Source organism: Streptomyces sp. NPDC048416, from assembly GCF_043200435.1.
Classification (GTDB): domain Bacteria; phylum Actinomycetota; class Actinomycetes; order Streptomycetales; family Streptomycetaceae; genus Streptomyces.
The window spans coordinates 97596-114706 of sequence record NZ_JBICXU010000025.1; the positions used below are offsets into that span (position 1 = coordinate 97596).

The window sequence follows — 17111 nt, forward strand, 5'->3', positions numbered from 1 at the left end:
ACGCGCACGTACGACGCACTCGTCAAAGTACGGTTTCCGGCATGCGCATGTAGGCCCAACACAACTTCTGCACAAGCGAGTTCAGGGATCCGGATAGGCGATGGCGTGCAAGAGCGAGAGGTCGTCGACGCGGACGGTGCGATAGCCGGTGGACACGGCGCCCGCCGCGCGCAGGCGGCGCAGGACCTTGTGCACGCTGGGTTCGGCCGCGCCGGCCAACGTGGCGAGTTCGGGCTGTGTGATCGGCCAGTGGATCACCGCGCCCGCGCCGGCGCGTTCCCCGTAGGTCATCGCCAGGTGATGCAGCACCCTGGCCAGCCTGGTGGCGACGTCGCAGCCGGTGAAGTTGATGCGGTGGGCGTTGGCAAGCCGTAGCTTGGCCACGATGGACCGGCTCACGGCGTCCGCGATCCGCTGGTCGCGCCGCATGCAGTCGAGGAAGGCCGCACGGGTCGCCATCCGGGCGACGACAGGCCCGCAGGTCGTGACCGTGGCCGAGCGGGGCGCGCTGTCCACGGCGGCGAACTCACCCACGAGGTCACCGCCCATGCGTACGGCGAGCAGGGCGTCGCGACCGTCCTGGGTGCGGCCCGTGGCTTTCACGACTCCGTCGAGCAGGATCAGGACGAAGTCGGTGTGGTCGTCCTCCCGCATGAGGATCCGGTCCGCCTCGTACCGGGCCCGCACGCCCAGCGTCAGCAGCCGGCCACGCGCGTCTTGGCCGAGGCCGCCGAGCAGGCTCGGCGCGGGCCAGTCCCACTCCTCGCGAGGATGCCGACCGCCCGGCCCGCCCGGCTCGCGCGGCAAGGAACGTACACCGTTCACCATGTTCCCCAGTATCCCCGGGCAGACCCCGTATTCCTACGAGTTGCACCAGCAGAGGGACGGGAAGACTGAGGTACGTCTCATCCGCCGGCGAGCCTAAGTAGGGCGTATGGAAACAGAGTTGGGGTACCGGGCCGTCCTGGCCGTGGACGTCGAGCGGTCGGCAGGCCGCGGGGACCGGGCGCTTTTGGAGATCCGCGGACGGCTGTCGGAGATGCTGCGGGAGGCCTTCCTCGCGAGCGGAGTCGACTGGGACGCGTGCCTCCGGCACGACCTGGGGGACGGCCTGCGCGTGACGGCGCCGGCGGGCACGCGGAAGGCGGCCCTCGTCCATCCGCTGGTCCACGAACTGGCGATCCGGCTGCGCACCCACAACCGGGGCGCGGCACCCTTGACGAGGATCCGGGTCCGCATCGCTCTGCACGCCGGCGACGTCCATGTGGCGCCCACCGGAGAAGTCGCCGGAAGCGCCCTGGAGGTCCTGGCCCGGTTGCTGGACGCGCCGCCCGCACGAACAGCACTGGCCGGGGCGCCGGATTCGGTGCCCGCGTCGGTGCTGCTCTCCCGGCACTTCTACGACGAGACGGTACGCAACGCCCACCTCGGCCTCTATCCCGAGGACTTCCGCGAGGTCGGCTTCACGGTGAAGGAACACACCGCGGGCGCCTGGCTCCATCTGCCCGGGTGGGCGGCCCGGCCGGAACCGGCACCCGAGACCGTCGAAGCCTCGGCGGAAACGGCATCCGAGACCGTCGAGGCCCTGCCGGAACCGGCATCCGAGACCGTCCAGACGCCGCCGACCGCCCCCACCGGCTCGAAAATGGTCAACAAGGCGAAGGGGAAAGGCGTCATCTACGCCGCCCAGCACGGCACCCAGCACATCCGGATCACCGGAAAGCCGTGAGGGAGAGCGCCATGAACGACGAACTGACCCTGCTGGCCGAGGCCGGGGCCGCCGCCGTGGTCACCGCGATGGCCACCGATGCGTGGCAGGAGACGAGGAACGCGGTCGTCGCCCTGTTCCACCCGTCCGACCGACGCCGCCGGGCCGCGCTCGAAGGCCGGCTGGACGGCAACGCGGCCCTCATACGGAGCGCCACCGACCCCGACGACGTGCGGCGGACGCTCTGCGCGTACTGGAATCTGGAACTGGCCGCCCTGCTGCGCAGCGACCCCTCCGGCCGTGCCGCGCTGGCCCGGCTGGCGGCGACCGTCGACGGCGGCCGGGGGAGGGGGCCGGGGGATCGGGTGCTGGAGCAGACGAACACGGCCCGGGAATCCGGCACCGTGATCGCCCTCCAGTACGGGACCCAGCACGCCTACGGGAACCAGCACGCCTACGGCGCCGGATACCGCACCGACGATTCCTCAGGCACGACGCCGGACGACTGAGCGTCGGTGTGCCGGCCGCCCGTCCACGGGTTCGCGGTTGGGGCCGTTGGGGCTGCACGAAGGCGTTCATTCAAGGGCCCTTGGTGAAGATGCGCCCCGTCTCGTCGATCCATGCGTGCATGCGCAGTGTGCTGTCACGGGAGGCAGCGCCGCCGACCCCGACAGCCATGCCGGCGGCCCCGACCGCGCCGCCGGCGGTGGCCGCGGCGGTGCCGCCGGTGAAGACTGCGACTCCGGCCATGATCATGGGGATACCGACGATGGCGCCGATGATCGTGAGGGTCAGGAGTACGCCGAAGACGATCATCCCCATCCCGGTCAGTACCCCTACGAGGCCGGCCCCGCCCACCGCCGCGCCCGCGGCCACACCGGTCGCGCCCATGCCGATGGCCTCTCGGCCGTCAGCCTGCTGAACTTGGGCGAGGAGCACGGCCCCGGGCATACGGTGGACGGCGGTCCATCCCCGTGCCGTCATGCCGCCGACGAACCGCGTCAGCTCGGCTTCTCGCCGTTCGGGGTCCATCGGTGCCCCGTAGCCAGGAAACACCATCCGGACGGGAGCCTCCATGCCCCACTGGGGCGCCTGCCGCCGCGAGGCCGGCTTCTGTGGTGCCCGCCCTTGTGTGGGCTCCCGCTGTGTGGTGTTCTCCGTCTCCGGAAGCCCGGGGTCCGGGTCCTGCGCACGGTCGCTCATGGCTCGCTCGGCTCTCCACCCACCGCTCAACTACTCCCATTGAACACCTGATGTCTGTAGTCCACATGGCGAGGAATGGGGGAGCGTGGGACCGAGCCGCACCGCAAGAGGTCGCACCGCAAGAGGTCGCACCGCAAGGCCGCACCGCAAGAGGCCGTGGCGGTCCGACGCGAGGTCCGCTTCATCGGACTGGCCGAGCACTCGCCGTGGGCGAATCATGCGGCCATCCGGGGAGCGAGCGGGCTCGGATGCGCTCGCTGGGGTACACGCATTCAGGGCGGCCCGACCGGGCCCCGCCTGCACCGACAAAAGCACCGACAAAAGCCAGGGAGCGACCTGTGGACGGCATTGTGCTGCTGAAGGAAGACCACAAGACGGTGGAAAAGCTCTTCAAGGCCTTCGAGAAAGCCGGCGACAACGCTCACGCCGAGAAGCGGAAGATCGCAGACCGGGTCATCGAAGAACTCACCACACACACCTGGATCGAGGAGAAGATCTTCTACCCCGCGGCCCGCCAGGCCGCACCCGACACCAAGGACCAAGCGCTGGAGAGCGTCGAGGAGCACCACATCGTGCTGTGGATGCTGTCCGAACTCAAGGACCTCGACCCCAGTGACGAGCGGTTCGACGCCAAGATGACCGTCCTCATGGAAAACGTCCGCCACCATGTCGAGGAGGAGGAGAAGGACTGGTTCCCTGAGCTGCGCAAGGCCATGGGTCGCAACCGCCTGACCGAACTCGGCGAAGAGATGGAAGCGGCCAAGAAGAACGCGCCTTCCGACCCTCTGGCCGTCCCCAGTGCCGACGACTAGGGTCTGTGGTGAAAGTGCTGGTCACAGCCACTCGTTGAGGACTGCGACCAGCACGGTCGCCTCGTAGCGGACCGCGAGCTTGTCATACCGTGTGGCTATGGCCCGGTGGCGCTTGAGGCGGTTGATCCCGCACTCGACCGCGTGCCGCTGCTTGTAGTCGTCCTTGTCGAACTTGGGCGGCCGTCCGCCTCGCGATCCGCGCTTGAGTCGGTTGCGGACGCGGTCCGTCGGGACCGGGATCGTGGCCTTGATCCCGCGTCTGCGCAGGTAGGCGCGATTGCTGCGGGAGTCGTACGCCTTGTCGGCCCGGGCCCAGGTGTCATCGCGCTGCCAGCGCCGGAACAGGTCATGGACCCGGTCCCACGGCCCGTAGCGTTCCGGCACGTCACGCCAGGGAGCACCGGTCCGGGTCCGCCACCGTATGCCGTCGATCAGCTGCCGCCGCGTCCATACCGGCGGACGGCCCGACTTGATGCCCCGCGGCAACAGCGGCTCAAGTCGGGCCCACTGGCTGTTCGTCAGGTTCCCACGTCCCACAGGACGTGATCACCAACGATCAAGATCATCCTTCGCAAACAGATCCTGGGCGGCCTACGCGGTTGTGGCGATGCCGCCGTCGACGGGGATCACGGCGCCTGTCAGGTATGCGCCTGCCCGGCTGGCGAGGAACACGGCGACACCCGCCATGTCGTCGTCGCGGCCGATTCGGCGTAGTGGGGCCGACGCCGCGATCGCCTCGCCGAACTCGTCGAGGGTTGCAGCCATCATCGCCGACGGGAACGGTCCCGGCGCCACGGCGTTCACGGTGACGTGCTGCGGCCCTAGTTCCTTGGCGAGCACTCTGGTGAGTTGATGCAGTGCGGCCTTGCTGCTGGAGTACGAGTAGTTGGGCCGCTGGGGGATGTGGATGGCGGCGATGCTGCCGATGTTGATGATCCGCGCGGGATCGTCGGCGGTGCCCGCCTTGCGAAGTGCGGGCAGCAGCGCCTGGACCAGCCAGAACGGCGACTTCAGGTTGAGGTCGACCACCGTGTTCCAGGCCGCGTCCGGGAACGTCGCCAGCGGCTCGTCCCACATGGCGCCCGCGTTGTTGACGAGGATGTCGAGACGCTCCGAGTCGGCGGTGACAAGGTCGGACAGTCGCCGACACTCGTCGTGGAGGGACAGGTCGGCGGGGATGGCCCGCACCTCACCAAATTGGGACAGCTGTTCCTGCGCCTGAGCGCACGCTTCTGCGTTGCGTGAGCTGATGACCACGCGGACGCCCGCCTGGAGAAGGCCACGCGCGATCATCATTCCGATGCCTCGGGTACCACCGGTGACGAGCGCGCGCTTTCCACACAGATCGAAAAGTTCTGCATGCGTCGTGAATTGGTTGTCTACCACTTGCGGCCTTTCCAGTTGGTTGTGCGAGATGATGCGTCGACGCGTTGGGTGTTCTGTTCAGCTGTCTCAACGCTATGGCCTTGGAGTGCACTCCAAGCAAGCGGATCAGGGGTCCCGACGGACCGCGTCCGCAACCGACTCAAGCGCGGATCGCGAGGCGGACGGCCGCCCAAGGGGGGATCCCTGGATGATGGTGCCGGTGTACGGGGGCGCCGAGCGCGGGCAGCAAGATGAACGGGGCCCAGGAATCGTCCGGCGGATCTCGCGACCAGCAACCGGAAGGCGATGCTGACGGACGCCTGTTGGCACGACAGGTCTGTCAGTTCTTACGGATTGACGGATTCTTACGGATACGAAGCGCCTCCGCAATACGCCCCCGGCCGTGTTGGCTCCGGACACATCGCCCAGCCCTCCGGCTCCGCACCACCCAGACCGTACGCCGGAGTGAGGCCAGGACGAATCCAGGACGATCCAAGGAGGGGTGTTCGTAGCCTCTGTGTCGTTCAGTCGATTCCGGTGCGATGCAGGAGGCACCAACAGGCCGTTGCAGCAAGGGAGTTGTGGCGACCGGACGACGGCCATGGTGTCTTCTGGCCATGGCGCCTGGATCGATACCAACGCCGTTGCGCACGCACCGGCAACATGGGACGAGGGGAAACCGTGTCTGCATTGCCTGGAGCACGCAAGTTCCGCCGCGCCATCGCCATGACCACCGCCGTGTTCGCCGTCGCGGGCGGCACCGCGTTCGGCGCCACCACCACGGCGACCGCAGCCACCGCCGCACCCGCAACCACCAGCGTCATCAACGGCGTTGCTCACCCCGCGCAGCACCACATTCCGCTCACGGGTGCGGCGACATCGAGGTCCACCACGTCGTGCAACCCGCAAGTCTGGATCGGCGATCGGGCACCGTACGGCTGGCAGGGATGGATCACCGCCGGATGGGTCCAGCAGTACTGGAATCAGTGCAACGATCACGTGGGCGTCTACTGGTGGTGGAACCAGGACTTCATCAACCGTGTCGGCGGCACGGCGACCATCAAGGTCAGCTCCCCCTACGGGCGGCTTTTGGCCATCGGCACCATCAACACGAGCAGGACCCAGTGGTATTTCGAGGCCTCCCAGTGGACCCACGGCACGCCGAACCCCGACGCCTGGCGTGCAGGTGCGGAGGTCAACTCCAGCGGCTGCACCGAGTGGGCCACGCTGCACTGGTACGGCGGCCAGGACTGGGACGGCGACCGCGGCAGCTGCAACGACCCGTACGCCCCGTACCCGAACGGAACCCAGCCGTAATCCGGCCGCTGCCGGGCGTCCGCTCAGCCGGCTGACCTGACCCGAGGGCCCTCTGGCCGCGCGGCGCAAGTGCCGCGCCCTACGCCTGGCCAGAAGGCCCTCACGTATCGAGAAGTATGCGCCGCCGACCGGGTCGGGTTCCGAAAGTGTCTTCTGGCGGCGAAGGCGTCACGTGATGCACAGCTTCTTACCGCCAGCCTTTGCCCCATGGTCGACCCGGCATCAGCGCAGGTCGGACAGCGTCCGGGCATCCCTGTTGAAGACGGCCCGAGGCGTTGCGCCGGCTGCCACCTGCGGGCTCTGCCCGAGCGACATCTACGCTCGGCCGAGGCGCCCCTATTCCCAACCGACGTTGCACCGAACGCAGTTGCCGCCTGTCCGCAGGTCCCGGCCTGCTCGCTCGTATCCCGACGGTGTGGTTCCCCCGTGGGCCCGCTCACCTTCGGTGGTGGGATGCGGAGGTGTGACAGTCCAGAGCCAAGTGGGCTGCCGGCGCGCTGGGTTGGTGTGGAAACAGTTAACCGCGGTTCTGTTAATTTTTGCCGCCCCCGACGACCTTGTCATGGCCGCGTCCAGCCACGAAAGTTCTCCTGCGGTTACGGCCTCACTACCCCCCACCCGTAACCGCACTTCCCCCCACATGCCGCCCCTGGGCGGCTGCTCGGAACAGGAGACAAGGTGCTTCGTCTACGTGCGATGGTGGCATCGGGCGCCGCGACGGCGGCTCTCGTCATGGCGGCAGGTGCCGTACCGGCACACGGCGCCTCGGGGTCGGTGTCCTCCGCCCCCGACGGGCGCTACCAGAAGGAGATGGTGCATGCCCTCGCGGCCTCGCTCGGCATCAGCGACGAGGCGGCCGTGCGGAGGCTGGATTCCCAGGCGCACCAGCAGTCCGTCCTCGGGTCCTTGCACACGCCCGGCGCCGATCCCCGCGGGGCGTACTTCGACCACGCCGGCAGACTCACGGTGAACGTCGCCGATGCCCAGGCCGCCCACCGTGTCGAAGCAGCCGGACTCAAGGCCCGCATATCCCGGTACGCCGCGGATGAGTTGGACCGCGTCAAGGCCGCGCTGGACCGGGCCGCCGCACAAGGCGTTCCCTCCGGAGTGCGCGGCTGGGGCGTGGATCCGGCATCGGACAAGGTCGTGGTTCAGGTGAGCGGCGCCGTGACGGCGGCCGACCAGGCCTTCCTGGCCAAGGCCGAGTCCTACGGTTCCGCCGTGGCCGTGCGGAGCAGCGACGGCAAGGCCGTCTCGACGGCCGGGACCATCTACCCGGGCAGCCGGATGGACTACGGCAACCACTACTGCTCGGTCGGCTTCGGCGCCCGGGACTCCTCCGGCCGCCAAGTCCTGGTCACCGCGGGGCACTGCGTCGAATCCCTGCCCGATCTGTACTTCGACGGTACGCACTTCGCCAAGGGCACCACCACCCGGTTCCATCACGGCCGCGACAGCATCGACATGGGGCTGGCGTCCGTCGATGCCGGGACCACGATCGCCCCGCAGATCGGCACCTGGGGCAACGGCGCCGATGTCGCAGTCGAGGGCAGTCGGCGTGCTCCGGCGGGCTCGGACATCTGCAAGTCCGGCGCAACCTCGCACTGGACCTGCGGCTCGATCACGTCCTACAACTACTCGGTGACCTACACCGACCCCGGTCAGCCCGCCACGCTGGTGACGAACGTCGGCCTGAGCGATGTGTGTGACCTCGGCGGGGACAGCGGCGGTCCCTGGGTCTCCGGCGACCAGGGCCAGGGCATGACGTCCGGAGGACAGACCGACAACCAGTGCGACGGCGTCTACGGTCAGGGCGTCTCGTACTTCGAGCCTCTTGACGACGCCCTCCAGTACTACGGGCTGAGCCTCAACACCGCCTGACCGGCCCGCCCCCGCGGCCCGGCGCGGTGCCGCCTGCTCAGCCGCCGCGCCGGACCGGTGGATCACCCGTACCATCCGACCGGTGATCCACGCCGGCGGGGCCGCCACATCCACCCGCGGTGGCGGCCCCGCCGGACTCCTCACACTGCCGCCGGGAGCATCCATGAACCAGTCGGGCCAGCAACCGGCGGCAGACCGTGCGGGGGAGGCGGAACCCGCGGCCCGCGCGACCTTCGGCGAGGCGTTCCGCGAGGCACTGAAAGCGGCCGGTCTGTCGCTCCAGCGCCTGCACCACCACCTCGGCGAACGCGGTATCTCCGTGAGCCCGGTGACGCTCAGCCACTGGCAGCGGGGTCGCAGCCAGCCCGAACGCCAGCAGTCGCTCAGGGCCGTGGCGGCGATCGAGGTCATCCTGGACATGCCGCAGGGTGCCTTGCAGGCGCTGCTCACCACGCGCCGCCCACGTGGCAGGGCCCTGGCGATGACGAGCCCGGTGGCCGAGGCGCTGTCCCGGGTCCTGAGCCCCGGCGCGCCCCTGGAGCAGGCCCTCGGTGCCGACGCGTACCGCTTCAACGAGGACCTTGTCACCCTGTCCGTGCAGGAGACGCTGTGCCTCGACGATCAGGGGTGCATCGCGCGTTACACGGTCAGCCATGTCGTACGCGCCGTGCGGGACGGAGTACGTCACCTGACGGCACATCACAACCTGGACGACCCCGACACGCCCTCGGTGCAGGTCACCGTCAACTGCGGCCGGCTCGAAGCGCTGCGGTTCCGCCAGGAAGTGTCCGCCGCGATATTCGACATCGGATTCGGACGCACGCTCCGGCGTGGAGAGACCGCGATCATCGAGTACACCCTCGACATCGGGCCGCGATGGAGACCGTCCGACCATCACGAGCGCACCCTGCCCGTGCCGGTACGGCACTATCTGCTACACATATTCTTCCACCCCCGGCACCTGCCGTCGGCCGTGCACGGGTACTACCGGCAGAGCTCGCAGCGGCCGGCGCAGGACATCCGGCCGCTTGCCCTGGATGCGTCCCACAGTGTCCACATCATGCCCGCGAAGTGTCACGGCGGGATCTACGGCATCGGGTGGAAACGGCATGCCGTCCCCGCCGTCGGACCCTCAGGCGCACCACCCGGCTGAGCCCCAGGTGGAGCGGCCGCGCGCGGCGCCCGCAACCGGGCGCCGCGTGGGTGATGTGGAGATCAGCCCTCGGTCCAGCTGTGGCTCTTCGCGAACTGGGCAAGCCCTGCCCGGACTTGCACGATCTGCTCGCCGTTGAGCGAGGGAGCCGAGGACAGCAGGACCTCGGTGACCTCCCGTATGAACTCCTCCCTGCTCAGCACGTCGCACAGGGAGTCGTCGTACGGCGCCGGTGCCTTGCCTTCCGTACCCGGCAGGAGGCGGACCGACGAGGCCTTCGGGCCGCGCTCGCCGTTCTCGATCTCGAACTCCACCTTCACGCCGGGGCGTACGTACTCCTCGGGCACGTCCATGTCGTTCACATGCAGGAACACATCGTCCCCGCCGCTCTCGGGCGCGATGAACCCATAACCCCGCGCACTGTCAAAACGCACCACACGACCAGCAACCATGACATCTCCCACCGGAATCGGGCCCATTGCCCATGCGGACCCCTTGCCCGCAGATTCCGTTGGAGAGCGTAGCCGCGACCGGGCCGTCGAGGCGAGGCGCGTTTTCTGCTGCGTTGTGCTCGCGCGCGGCCGGCACGCGGGCGCGGTAGGTACGTGGGGGACTGCGGTACGCCGCCCACCGTCGCCTCCCCACCGTCGCCTCCCCACCCTTGACTCCGCTTCTCCGCCCTCCTCATACTGACGGCCAAATCGATTTGGCCGATCGTGTGTGGCTCCCGTCCGGGCCGGTCCACGGCTGAATTCCGCGCTCGCGACCCGAATGGAGCTCGCACGTGTCCCGTCCCCGCCGCTCCCTGCCCGCCGCTCCTGACAACGCCATCGCCCCTGACCTCCGCCCCGCGTCCCCGCCGCCCACGGGAGCCGGTGACGCGGGCCCAGCGGCGGCCCCGCTGCCCGCCGGCGGAGCCGAGAGCGTGTCCCGCCACCCCGTCGACGAGTCCCGCCCCCTGGGGCGGCTCGTGCTCTTCGGTGTGCAGCACGTGCTGGTCATGGCGGCCACCCCCATCTCCGCCATCTTCCTGATGAGCGCCACCCTGCGGCTCGACGCGGGGCTGACCGTCGACCTGCTGTCCGCGGCCTTCGTACTGTCCGGTGTGGGGTCGTTGCTCCAGTCCCTCGGACTGTGGAAGTTCGGACCCCGGCTGCCGTTCGTCATGCTGCCGGGCGGTGCGCCGCTGATCCTGTTCCTGGCCATCGCCGATGAGCACGGCCTGCGTGTCGCGGCGGGTGCGGTCATCCTCACCGCCGTCTTCACCTTCGCCGTACTGCCGGTCTTCGCACGGCTGTTGAGGTACTTCCCGCCCCTGGTCATCGGCACGATGATCGTGATCGTCGGCGTCAACCTGGTGAAGGTGGGGGCCGTCCTGGTCACCGGGAGCCCCGGAGCGAGCGGCTTCGCCGATCCCGGCCGGCTCGAGCTCGGCATGGCGACCATCGGCTTCACGGTCCTGTGTCATCTGCTCCTGAGAGGCGTCCTGCGTCAGCTCTCCGTCATGCTCGGCCTCATCGCCGGCACGGTCCTCGCGCTGCTGCTCGGAGATGTGAGCCTCGGCCACCTCGCCCAGGGCGGATGGATCGACGTGCCGCGTGTCATGCCGTTCGGATCGCCCCGGTTCGACGTGCTGGCCGCCCTGCCGCTCATGCTCTACAGCCTTGCGTCCATGGCGGAGGCCACCGGCCAGACCGTCATCAACGCGGAGGCCGTCGGCAAGGAGATCGACCAGCGGGTGGCCGTGCCCAGGACGATCCGCGGTGACGCACTCGTCTCGGCACTCGGCGGACTGTTCGGGATGCCGTTGATGGTGACGAGCGGGGAGAACATCGGGATCGTGCGCGTCACCGGCGTACGCAGCCGCTACGTCACGGCCGCCGCCGGAGTCGTCCTCATCGCCATGGGATTCCTCGCACCGGTGACCCGGGCCATCAGCGTCGTCCCCGCCCCCGTGGTCGGCGGCACCGCCATGGTGGTCTTCGCGGTGATCACCGTGCTCGGTGTGCAGATGCTGGCCCGCTGCGATCTCGACCAGCACACCAACACGTTCATCTGCGCCGTCGCCCTCGCGCTCGGCCTGCTGCCCATCCTGGTCCCCGACGTCTACCAGGGGTTCCCCTCCACCGTCCGCATCCTGCTCGAAAGCGGCGTCGCGGTCGGCGCGTTCGTCGCGGCCGTGCTCAACGTCCTCTTCCACCACGTCGGCCCGGCGGTCGCCGCCCGGCTCTCCGTACGCCCCGATCTGCGCACCGAAGGCACCCGATGAACCAGTTCACCCAGGACCGGCTGCGCTCGCGCGGCCCTCTGCTCCTCATCCCCGACGCGGTTCTGCTGCCGGAAGGACTCATGGAGCTGTACGCGGTGGTCGTCGCCGCGGGCTCCTTCGAGGCGGTGGGGCCGACCGAGGAACTGGAGCGTACGCATCCACACCTCCAGGCCCTGCGCCTGCCGGGCCACCTGCTCATGCCGGGCTTCGTCGACAGTCATCACCACCTCACCCAGAGCTTCGGCGCGGCCCTCGCCTTCGGCGAACCGTCCGAGATCTTCCGCCGGGTGTGGGTGCCGCTCGAAGGCGCCCTGGACGAGGAGTCGGCCTATGTGGCGGCGAAGCTCGCCGCGTTGGAGTCGCTGCGCGGCGGGTTCACCACCGTCACCGACGCCGGGACACGCGCCGACGTGGACACCGATGTCGTCGCCTGTGCCGCACGGGACGCCGGAATCCGCTGTGTCCTCGGGCTGATCTGCGACGACACCACACCGGGCACCGATGCCACCGCGGTGCTCGAACGGGCCGAGAAACATCTCGCCGCCCACGCCGACGACCCGCTCATCCACCCCTCCCTTGCGATCTCCATCCCGGAGGCCGCGACCGACGCCACCCTGCACGCCACCGGCCGTCTCGCCGGTGAGGCCAAGGCGGTGGTCCAGATGCATGTCAACGAGCACCTGGCGGCGGTCGAACGCTCCCTCCTGCGGCACGGCCTGCGCCCCCTTGAGCGCCTTGCGAGCGTCGACGCGCTCGGGCCCCACCTCCTGGCCGCCCACACCACACTGCTTGCGCCGCGCGAAGTCTCGCTGCTCGCGGACACCGGAACGGCCGTCAGCTACAACCCGGTTGCCAGCGCCTGGAAGGGCAACGCGGTCGCGCCCGCGACCACCCTCGCCGAGCGCGGAGTCCGGTTCGGGATCGGCAGCGACGGAACCCGCGGCGACGGGTTCCGGCTCGCCGAGGCCGCCGAGTTCGCGCAGCGCCTCGCATATGGGCTCGCCACGGGAGACTCGTCCTGCGGGGCGGGCTGGACCTGGCTCGAACATGCCACCGCCGGGGGCGCGGACGCCGTGGGCCTCGGCAGCCGCACCGGCACCATCGCCCCCGGCATGGCGGCCGACTTCCTCCTGGTGGACGTGTCGACCCCCGAACTCGCCCTGTCCTGGGACCTGCCCTGGGAGCTGGTGCGCCGCGGCAACCGGGACCAGATCAGCGCCGTGTTCGTGGGGGGCCGCCTGCGCATGTGGCACGGCCGGCCCACCGACTGGGACGGGTCCGCGCTCGTACGGCGCGCCGCCGCTCTGGCCAGGACGGCCGTGGCGCGGTCCCCGATCACCCGCGCGCACCCCACTTCCACGACCGCCCGGAGGATGACGGCGCAGAACGAAGCCGCGCGCACGACAACGGACTTCACCACGCCTGACACCTCGACCGGCATCCCCAGCCCGCCCGCACGCGACGTCGCCACCCCCAGCACGTCCGCCCCAACCCTGCCTGTCCGAAGCACATCCACCCCAGCCCCGCCCGTCCGAAGCACATCCACCCCCGACCCCTCCACCCCAAACCCCTCCACCCGAGGCAGCACCACCCCCGTACACCGCACCACCCCCGCACAGAGCACCACGGCTCGGAACCGGAGCACAGCACAGTGACCACGCAGACTCTGGTGATTCTCGCCGTCACGGTAGGGATCGCCGCTTTCGTCCAGGGCGGCAGTGGGCTCGGCTTCGCGCTGGTCACCGCGCCGGTGGCCGGAATCCTCGATCCGTCCCTGCTCCCCGTCTTCGTCCTCGCGTCCATGATTCCGCTGAACCTGTACGTCGCCTGGCGCGAACGCGGCTCACTCGATCTGCGCGGCGCCCGGTGGATCGCGGTGGCCAGGCTGGCCGCGACGCCGGGCGGGCTCGCGCTCCTGTGGCTCATCCCGGACCGCAGCATCGGCCTGTTCGTCGGCGGTGCCACGGTTCTCGCCGCGCTGGTCAGCCTGGCCGCGCCCGCCTTCGCACCCGGCCGGGCCGCATACGTCGGCGCGGGCGTGGTGACCGGCCTGACGGAGACCGCGACCGGGGTCGGCGGGCCCCCGCTCGCGCTGGTCTACCAGCACCGGCCGCCCGCCGAGCTCCGCTCCACCGTCGCCGCCTGCTTTCTCGTGGGCGAAGTGGCCTCGCTGGCCCTGCTGTTCGCCACCGGGCAGGGCCGGATCGCCGACCTGGGCTGGGCGGCCGCACTGCTCCCGGCGATCGCCGCAGGGGCGTGGCTGAGCCGGGTGGTGCATCAGCGGATCGACGCCCGCAGGATGCGGCTGTTCGTGCTGGTCTTCGCGCTGGTCTCGGGCACCGTCCTCATCGCGGGCCCCTGAGCGAGGAAGCGCGCGCGATCAGCGTGGGCGTGGGCGCCGCGGCCGCAGCAGGTGCGGCCGCGGCCCCGCGCAGCCTCGTGAGCAGCAGCTCCACCGCATCGGACGCCGCTCGTTCCAGGTGCAAGTCGACGGCGGTCAGGGGCGGTTGGCAGGTGCGGGCGCGCAGCCCGTCGTAACGGGTGGCGACCAGGACGTCGTCCGGGATGGAGCGTCCGCTGTCCTTGATGGCCCGTACCGCCCCCACCGCGAACGCGTCGACCAGCGCGCAGACCGCGTCGACCTCGGGGTGCGCGGCGAGCAGCGCCGTACAGCGCTCGTACGCCTCCTGCTCGCCGCCCGTCTCGGGCCATGCCTCGACGACGGGGTCCCAGTGCTGTTCCCGGGCCATCCGCTCGTACGCCGAGCGGGCGTCGACCGATGAATGGCGCGAGCCCGAACCCACGACGAGTGCCGGATGCCGCGCTCCCTGCTCCCGAAGATGTGTCAGGAGCACGGTCGTGACCTCGTCGCCCCACAGGTCCACGTACGGAGCGTCGTCGTCCGCCGCGACCGGCCGTCCGAGGGCGACGTACGGCAGCCCCCGCCCGCGCAGTTGCGCGACCGCCGCGTCGTCGATGTCGGGCTCGACCACGATGGCCCCGTCGATGTCCAGGGAGTAGAGCGCGGATCCGGACTGCACCGGCGGCACGAGCACCAGCGCGTAGTCATGGACCAGAGCGCTCTCGGCGGCCGCGGCGGCCACCTCCATGTAGAACCCGAGCCGTGACGGCCCCCCGGCCACCGCGAACGGCATGGACGACACCAGCGCGATGGCCTTCGCCTGGCCGGTGCGCAACCTTTGCGCCCGCAAGTTGGGCCGGTATCCCAGCTCAAGCGCGATCTGCTTGATCCGCTCCCGGGTCCGGGGATCCACCTTGCCCAGGTCGTTGAGCGCGTGCGAGACCGTCGTACGCGACACCCCCGCGACGCGCGCGACGTCGGCGATCGTCGGAGGCTTGGAGCCGGAGCCGGAGCCGGAGGCGGAATCGGAAGCGGGCATGTGCGCAAGCACTCCTCTGCTCGGACGACCACGGGACGGACTCATCTTCGCCGACGCCCACGACCGCGGGACAGCCGGCCGCGCGCGGCGAACCGGGACGCGGCGGCGCGACACCGAGCCCTCCGTGTCGGCCAGGAAGTGCGGGGACCTCGGCGATGCGTGCGCGCGCTGGACACGTGCGCCCAGGCCGGCGCGCTCAGTCCGCGGCGCGTTCCAGCTCTCGTTTGAGGTTCCGCAGTGTCGCGTTGATGTTCCGGGTCTGGAACGCGGCGAACGTACTGCCCGATGTGGCGACGCGGTCGAAGACGCCGGCCACGATGTCGGGCCACGCCCTTCGGTCGTCGATCCAGGTCTCCGTGACCCGGGTGCCGCCCTCGGCAGGCTCGAAGTGGTACTCCCAGGTCGCGATCGGGCCGCGCAGCCGAGGCCGGCCGAGTCCGATGGCGTGGACCCGGAAGGCGAACCGGCGGCCCGGATCGGCGGCCGTGACCGTGCACGCGGTGACCCAGCGGAACATGCCCCGTCGATTACGACCGACGAATCGCGTACCGACCTCGACGGGTCCCGCTTCCGCCGCCTGCGTCGTGCCCAGATTCTCCGGGCTCCAACGGCCCATGTCGGACGGACGGCTCACCGCCCGGTACGCGGTCTCCGGCGAGACGCCGACGACGATGCTCTCGCTTACGGTGAAGACCCGCGCCATACCGCTGCCTCTCATCGGAACCCAGGAAGTTACTGTCCGGTTCCGATCCTGGCACGTTCATGGGACCGCGCGGCCGCCGGGGCCCGACCGGCAGGGCGACGAGTGGTTTTCCAGGCCGCTTCGGTTCGGCGCGACTCCGTGCCGTCCGTCCGCGGGTTCGCCGAGCCTGGCACCGGCCGCTAACGCTTCCCTAATGCCGCCGCGCTGATGTGCCGTCACATCCAGGGCCCGGCGCTCCGGTTGGCGCCGTCGAACGAGGGCGGCACTATAGCTCGACGGCGGCCTCCTGTGGAGATGGCGGGAACATTGTCGGCGTTCATGGGGTGTGAGGTTTGACACGCTGCGAGGAATTGCCTCCCGGTGTCGAATGTGACCAGAGTTTTGCAACCGTCGGACCCTGCGGGGAGGGTCAAGGCAACGATCGCGTCCGCGAATTGAGCTGTGCGGGCGCCGCTGGAAGGAAAGCGTGTGAGCCGGATATCGGCACGTGGATTCGCGGTGGCGTCTGCCACCGCGGTCACTACCGTGGGCGCCGTCGTCGGCGTCGCCGCGGGCGGCCCCGCGGCTGCCCTGAACGACAACGTCGAGGCGACAGCCGCCGATTCGACGCTGCTCGCCGACCTGCCCGCCGGCCAGCAGGCCAAGGTGCAGACGGCGTCCCTGGCCAAGCAGGCGGACGTCCAGTCCGCGCAGGCCGGCGCCGCGGCGAAGAAGGCCGCCGAAGAAGCCGCGCGCCTCAAGGCGGCCCAGGACGCCAGGGCCAAGAAGGACGCCGCCGAGAAGGACAAGGCCGACAAGGAAAAGGCCGACAAGGCCAAAGCGGACAAGGACAAGGCCGACAAGGACGCCCAGGCGCGCGACCTGGAGACCCAGTCCGCCAGCCGCTCGGCGGGCCGCACCGACTTCGCGGTCAAGAGCTCCTACTCGGTCTCCGAGGTCCAGGCGATCGCTCGCCAGATCATCCCGGCCGGCCAGTTCCAGTGCTTCAGCAACATTGTGAACAAGGAGTCGAGCTGGAACTACACCGCCACCAACGGCTCCGCCTTCGGGCTCGTCCAGGCGCTGCCGGGCTCCAAGATGAGCTCCGCGGGTTCCGACTGGCGGACCAACCCGGCCACCCAGATCAAGTGGGGCCTCAACTACATGAACGGGCGTTACGGCAGCCCCTGCGGCGCATGGACGTACTGGCAGAGCCACCAGTCGTACTAGGGGGTGTCTGGTGGATCATGGCCGGGGGTGCGGCGCCTGGCACGGCACCTCGCGGCGTTGCCGAAACGCCCCGATAGCTCCGCTATCACG

The 17111-nt window shown here is 69.9% G+C and carries 17 protein-coding genes; 10 read left to right on the top strand and 7 right to left on the bottom strand.

Annotated elements, in window-relative coordinates:
- Positions 1-81: 81 nt before the first annotated feature.
- On the bottom strand, positions 82-828 hold the full coding sequence (locus ACGFW5_RS26625) for a Crp/Fnr family transcriptional regulator (protein WP_393836804.1): 747 nt from the start codon (positions 826-828) through the stop codon (positions 82-84).
- Positions 829-934: 106 nt separating this feature from the next.
- Here ACGFW5_RS26625 and ACGFW5_RS26630 point away from each other — a divergent pair, with 106 nt between their 5' ends.
- Together ACGFW5_RS26630 and ACGFW5_RS26635 are read left to right on the top strand one after the other, a co-directional pair.
- Positions 935-1729 (top strand): hypothetical protein, encoded by a 795-nt coding sequence (locus ACGFW5_RS26630; protein ID WP_393836805.1) that lies wholly within the window; start codon positions 935-937, stop codon positions 1727-1729.
- Positions 1730-1740: 11 nt separating this feature from the next.
- On the top strand, positions 1741-2217 hold the full coding sequence (locus ACGFW5_RS26635) for a hypothetical protein (protein WP_393836806.1): 477 nt from the start codon (positions 1741-1743) through the stop codon (positions 2215-2217).
- 70 nt (positions 2218-2287) lie between these two features.
- Here ACGFW5_RS26635 and ACGFW5_RS26640 read toward each other — a convergent pair whose 3' ends face one another.
- Positions 2288-2740: a DUF5362 family protein gene (locus ACGFW5_RS26640; protein WP_393836807.1), complete on the bottom strand. Its 453-nt coding sequence runs from the start codon at positions 2738-2740 to the stop codon at positions 2288-2290.
- Positions 2741-3249: 509 nt separating this feature from the next.
- On the opposite strand from ACGFW5_RS26640, the gene ACGFW5_RS26645 reads away from it, so the two are divergent.
- On the top strand, positions 3250-3723 hold the full coding sequence (locus ACGFW5_RS26645) for a hemerythrin domain-containing protein (RefSeq protein ID WP_393836808.1): 474 nt from the start codon (positions 3250-3252) through the stop codon (positions 3721-3723).
- A 21-nt stretch (positions 3724-3744) separates the two neighbouring features.
- Here the strand turns inward: ACGFW5_RS26645 and ACGFW5_RS26650 are convergent, their stop codons facing one another.
- Together ACGFW5_RS26650 and ACGFW5_RS26655 are read right to left on the bottom strand one after the other, a co-directional pair.
- Positions 3745-4260 (bottom strand): transposase, encoded by a 516-nt coding sequence (locus tag ACGFW5_RS26650; protein WP_393836809.1) that lies wholly within the window; start codon positions 4258-4260, stop codon positions 3745-3747.
- Positions 4261-4314: 54 nt separating this feature from the next.
- A complete protein-coding gene (locus ACGFW5_RS26655) occupies positions 4315-5109 on the bottom strand; it encodes an SDR family oxidoreductase (protein ID WP_393836810.1) in 795 nt (264 codons plus the stop codon).
- 660 nt (positions 5110-5769) lie between these two features.
- Here ACGFW5_RS26655 and ACGFW5_RS26660 point away from each other — a divergent pair.
- From ACGFW5_RS26660 to ACGFW5_RS26670, 3 genes are all read left to right on the top strand, one after another.
- Positions 5770-6405 (top strand): hypothetical protein, encoded by a 636-nt coding sequence (locus ACGFW5_RS26660; protein ID WP_393836811.1) that lies wholly within the window; start codon positions 5770-5772, stop codon positions 6403-6405.
- A 678-nt stretch (positions 6406-7083) separates the two neighbouring features.
- Positions 7084-8286, top strand: coding sequence for a S1 family peptidase (locus tag ACGFW5_RS26665; RefSeq protein ID WP_393836812.1), 1203 nt, complete (start codon positions 7084-7086; stop codon positions 8284-8286).
- Between the two features lie 163 nt (positions 8287-8449).
- Complete coding sequence (locus ACGFW5_RS26670; protein WP_393836813.1) at positions 8450-9439, top strand: multiprotein-bridging factor 1 family protein; 990 nt, start codon at positions 8450-8452, stop codon at positions 9437-9439.
- Between the two features lie 62 nt (positions 9440-9501).
- Here ACGFW5_RS26670 and ACGFW5_RS26675 read toward each other — a convergent pair whose 3' ends face one another.
- Positions 9502-9891 carry a cold-shock protein gene (locus ACGFW5_RS26675; RefSeq protein ID WP_393836814.1) on the bottom strand — a complete coding sequence of 130 codons (390 nt, stop codon included), beginning with the start codon at positions 9889-9891 and terminating at the stop codon, positions 9502-9504.
- Between the two features lie 332 nt (positions 9892-10223).
- Here ACGFW5_RS26675 and ACGFW5_RS26680 point away from each other — a divergent pair, with 332 nt between their 5' ends.
- Genes ACGFW5_RS26680 through ACGFW5_RS26690 form a run of 3 tightly spaced genes read left to right on the top strand, consistent with a single transcriptional unit; the run spans position 10224 to position 14070 of the window.
- Positions 10224-11708: a uracil-xanthine permease family protein gene (locus ACGFW5_RS26680; protein WP_393836815.1), complete on the top strand. Its 1485-nt coding sequence runs from the start codon at positions 10224-10226 to the stop codon at positions 11706-11708.
- Entirely contained in the window at positions 11705-13363 is a 1659-nt protein-coding gene (locus ACGFW5_RS26685; protein WP_393836816.1) for an amidohydrolase family protein, read from the top strand. The genes ACGFW5_RS26680 and ACGFW5_RS26685 overlap by 4 nt, the downstream gene beginning before the upstream one ends.
- The gene (locus tag ACGFW5_RS26690; RefSeq protein ID WP_393836817.1) at positions 13360-14070 is read left to right on the top strand and encodes a TSUP family transporter; all 711 of its coding nucleotides are present in this window, start codon (positions 13360-13362) and stop codon (positions 14068-14070) included. The genes ACGFW5_RS26685 and ACGFW5_RS26690 overlap by 4 nt, the downstream gene beginning before the upstream one ends.
- Here ACGFW5_RS26690 and ACGFW5_RS26695 read toward each other — a convergent pair.
- Both ACGFW5_RS26695 and ACGFW5_RS26700 read right to left on the bottom strand, forming a co-directional pair.
- The gene (locus tag ACGFW5_RS26695; RefSeq protein WP_393836818.1) at positions 14054-15109 is read right to left on the bottom strand and encodes a LacI family DNA-binding transcriptional regulator; all 1056 of its coding nucleotides are present in this window, start codon (positions 15107-15109) and stop codon (positions 14054-14056) included. The genes ACGFW5_RS26690 and ACGFW5_RS26695 overlap by 17 nt on opposite strands.
- A gap of 196 nt (positions 15110-15305) precedes the next feature.
- The gene (locus ACGFW5_RS26700; RefSeq protein ID WP_393836824.1) at positions 15306-15812 is read right to left on the bottom strand and encodes an SRPBCC family protein; all 507 of its coding nucleotides are present in this window, start codon (positions 15810-15812) and stop codon (positions 15306-15308) included.
- A gap of 468 nt (positions 15813-16280) precedes the next feature.
- On the opposite strand from ACGFW5_RS26700, the gene ACGFW5_RS26705 reads away from it, so the two are divergent.
- Positions 16281-17021, top strand: a complete 741-nt coding sequence (locus ACGFW5_RS26705) for a transglycosylase SLT domain-containing protein (protein ID WP_393836819.1) — start codon at positions 16281-16283, stop codon at positions 17019-17021.
- Positions 17022-17111 lie beyond the last annotated feature (90 nt).

Coding starts and splice junctions, on each gene's coding strand:
- ACGFW5_RS26625 (WP_393836804.1), bottom strand. CDS start 828: ATGGTGAACGGTGTACGTTCCTTGCCGCGCGAGCCGGGCGGGCCGGGC.
- ACGFW5_RS26630 (WP_393836805.1), top strand. CDS start 935: ATGGAAACAGAGTTGGGGTACCGGGCCGTCCTGGCCGTGGACGTCGAG.
- ACGFW5_RS26635 (WP_393836806.1), top strand. CDS start 1,741: ATGAACGACGAACTGACCCTGCTGGCCGAGGCCGGGGCCGCCGCCGTG.
- ACGFW5_RS26640 (WP_393836807.1), bottom strand. CDS start 2,740: ATGGACCCCGAACGGCGAGAAGCCGAGCTGACGCGGTTCGTCGGCGGC.
- ACGFW5_RS26670 (WP_393836813.1), top strand. CDS start 8,450: ATGAACCAGTCGGGCCAGCAACCGGCGGCAGACCGTGCGGGGGAGGCG.
- ACGFW5_RS26675 (WP_393836814.1), bottom strand. CDS start 9,891: ATGGTTGCTGGTCGTGTGGTGCGTTTTGACAGTGCGCGGGGTTATGGG.
- ACGFW5_RS26685 (WP_393836816.1), top strand. CDS start 11,705: ATGAACCAGTTCACCCAGGACCGGCTGCGCTCGCGCGGCCCTCTGCTC.
- ACGFW5_RS26695 (WP_393836818.1), bottom strand. CDS start 15,109: ATGCCCGCTTCCGATTCCGCCTCCGGCTCCGGCTCCGGCTCCAAGCCT.
- ACGFW5_RS26700 (WP_393836824.1), bottom strand. CDS start 15,812: ATGGCGCGGGTCTTCACCGTAAGCGAGAGCATCGTCGTCGGCGTCTCG.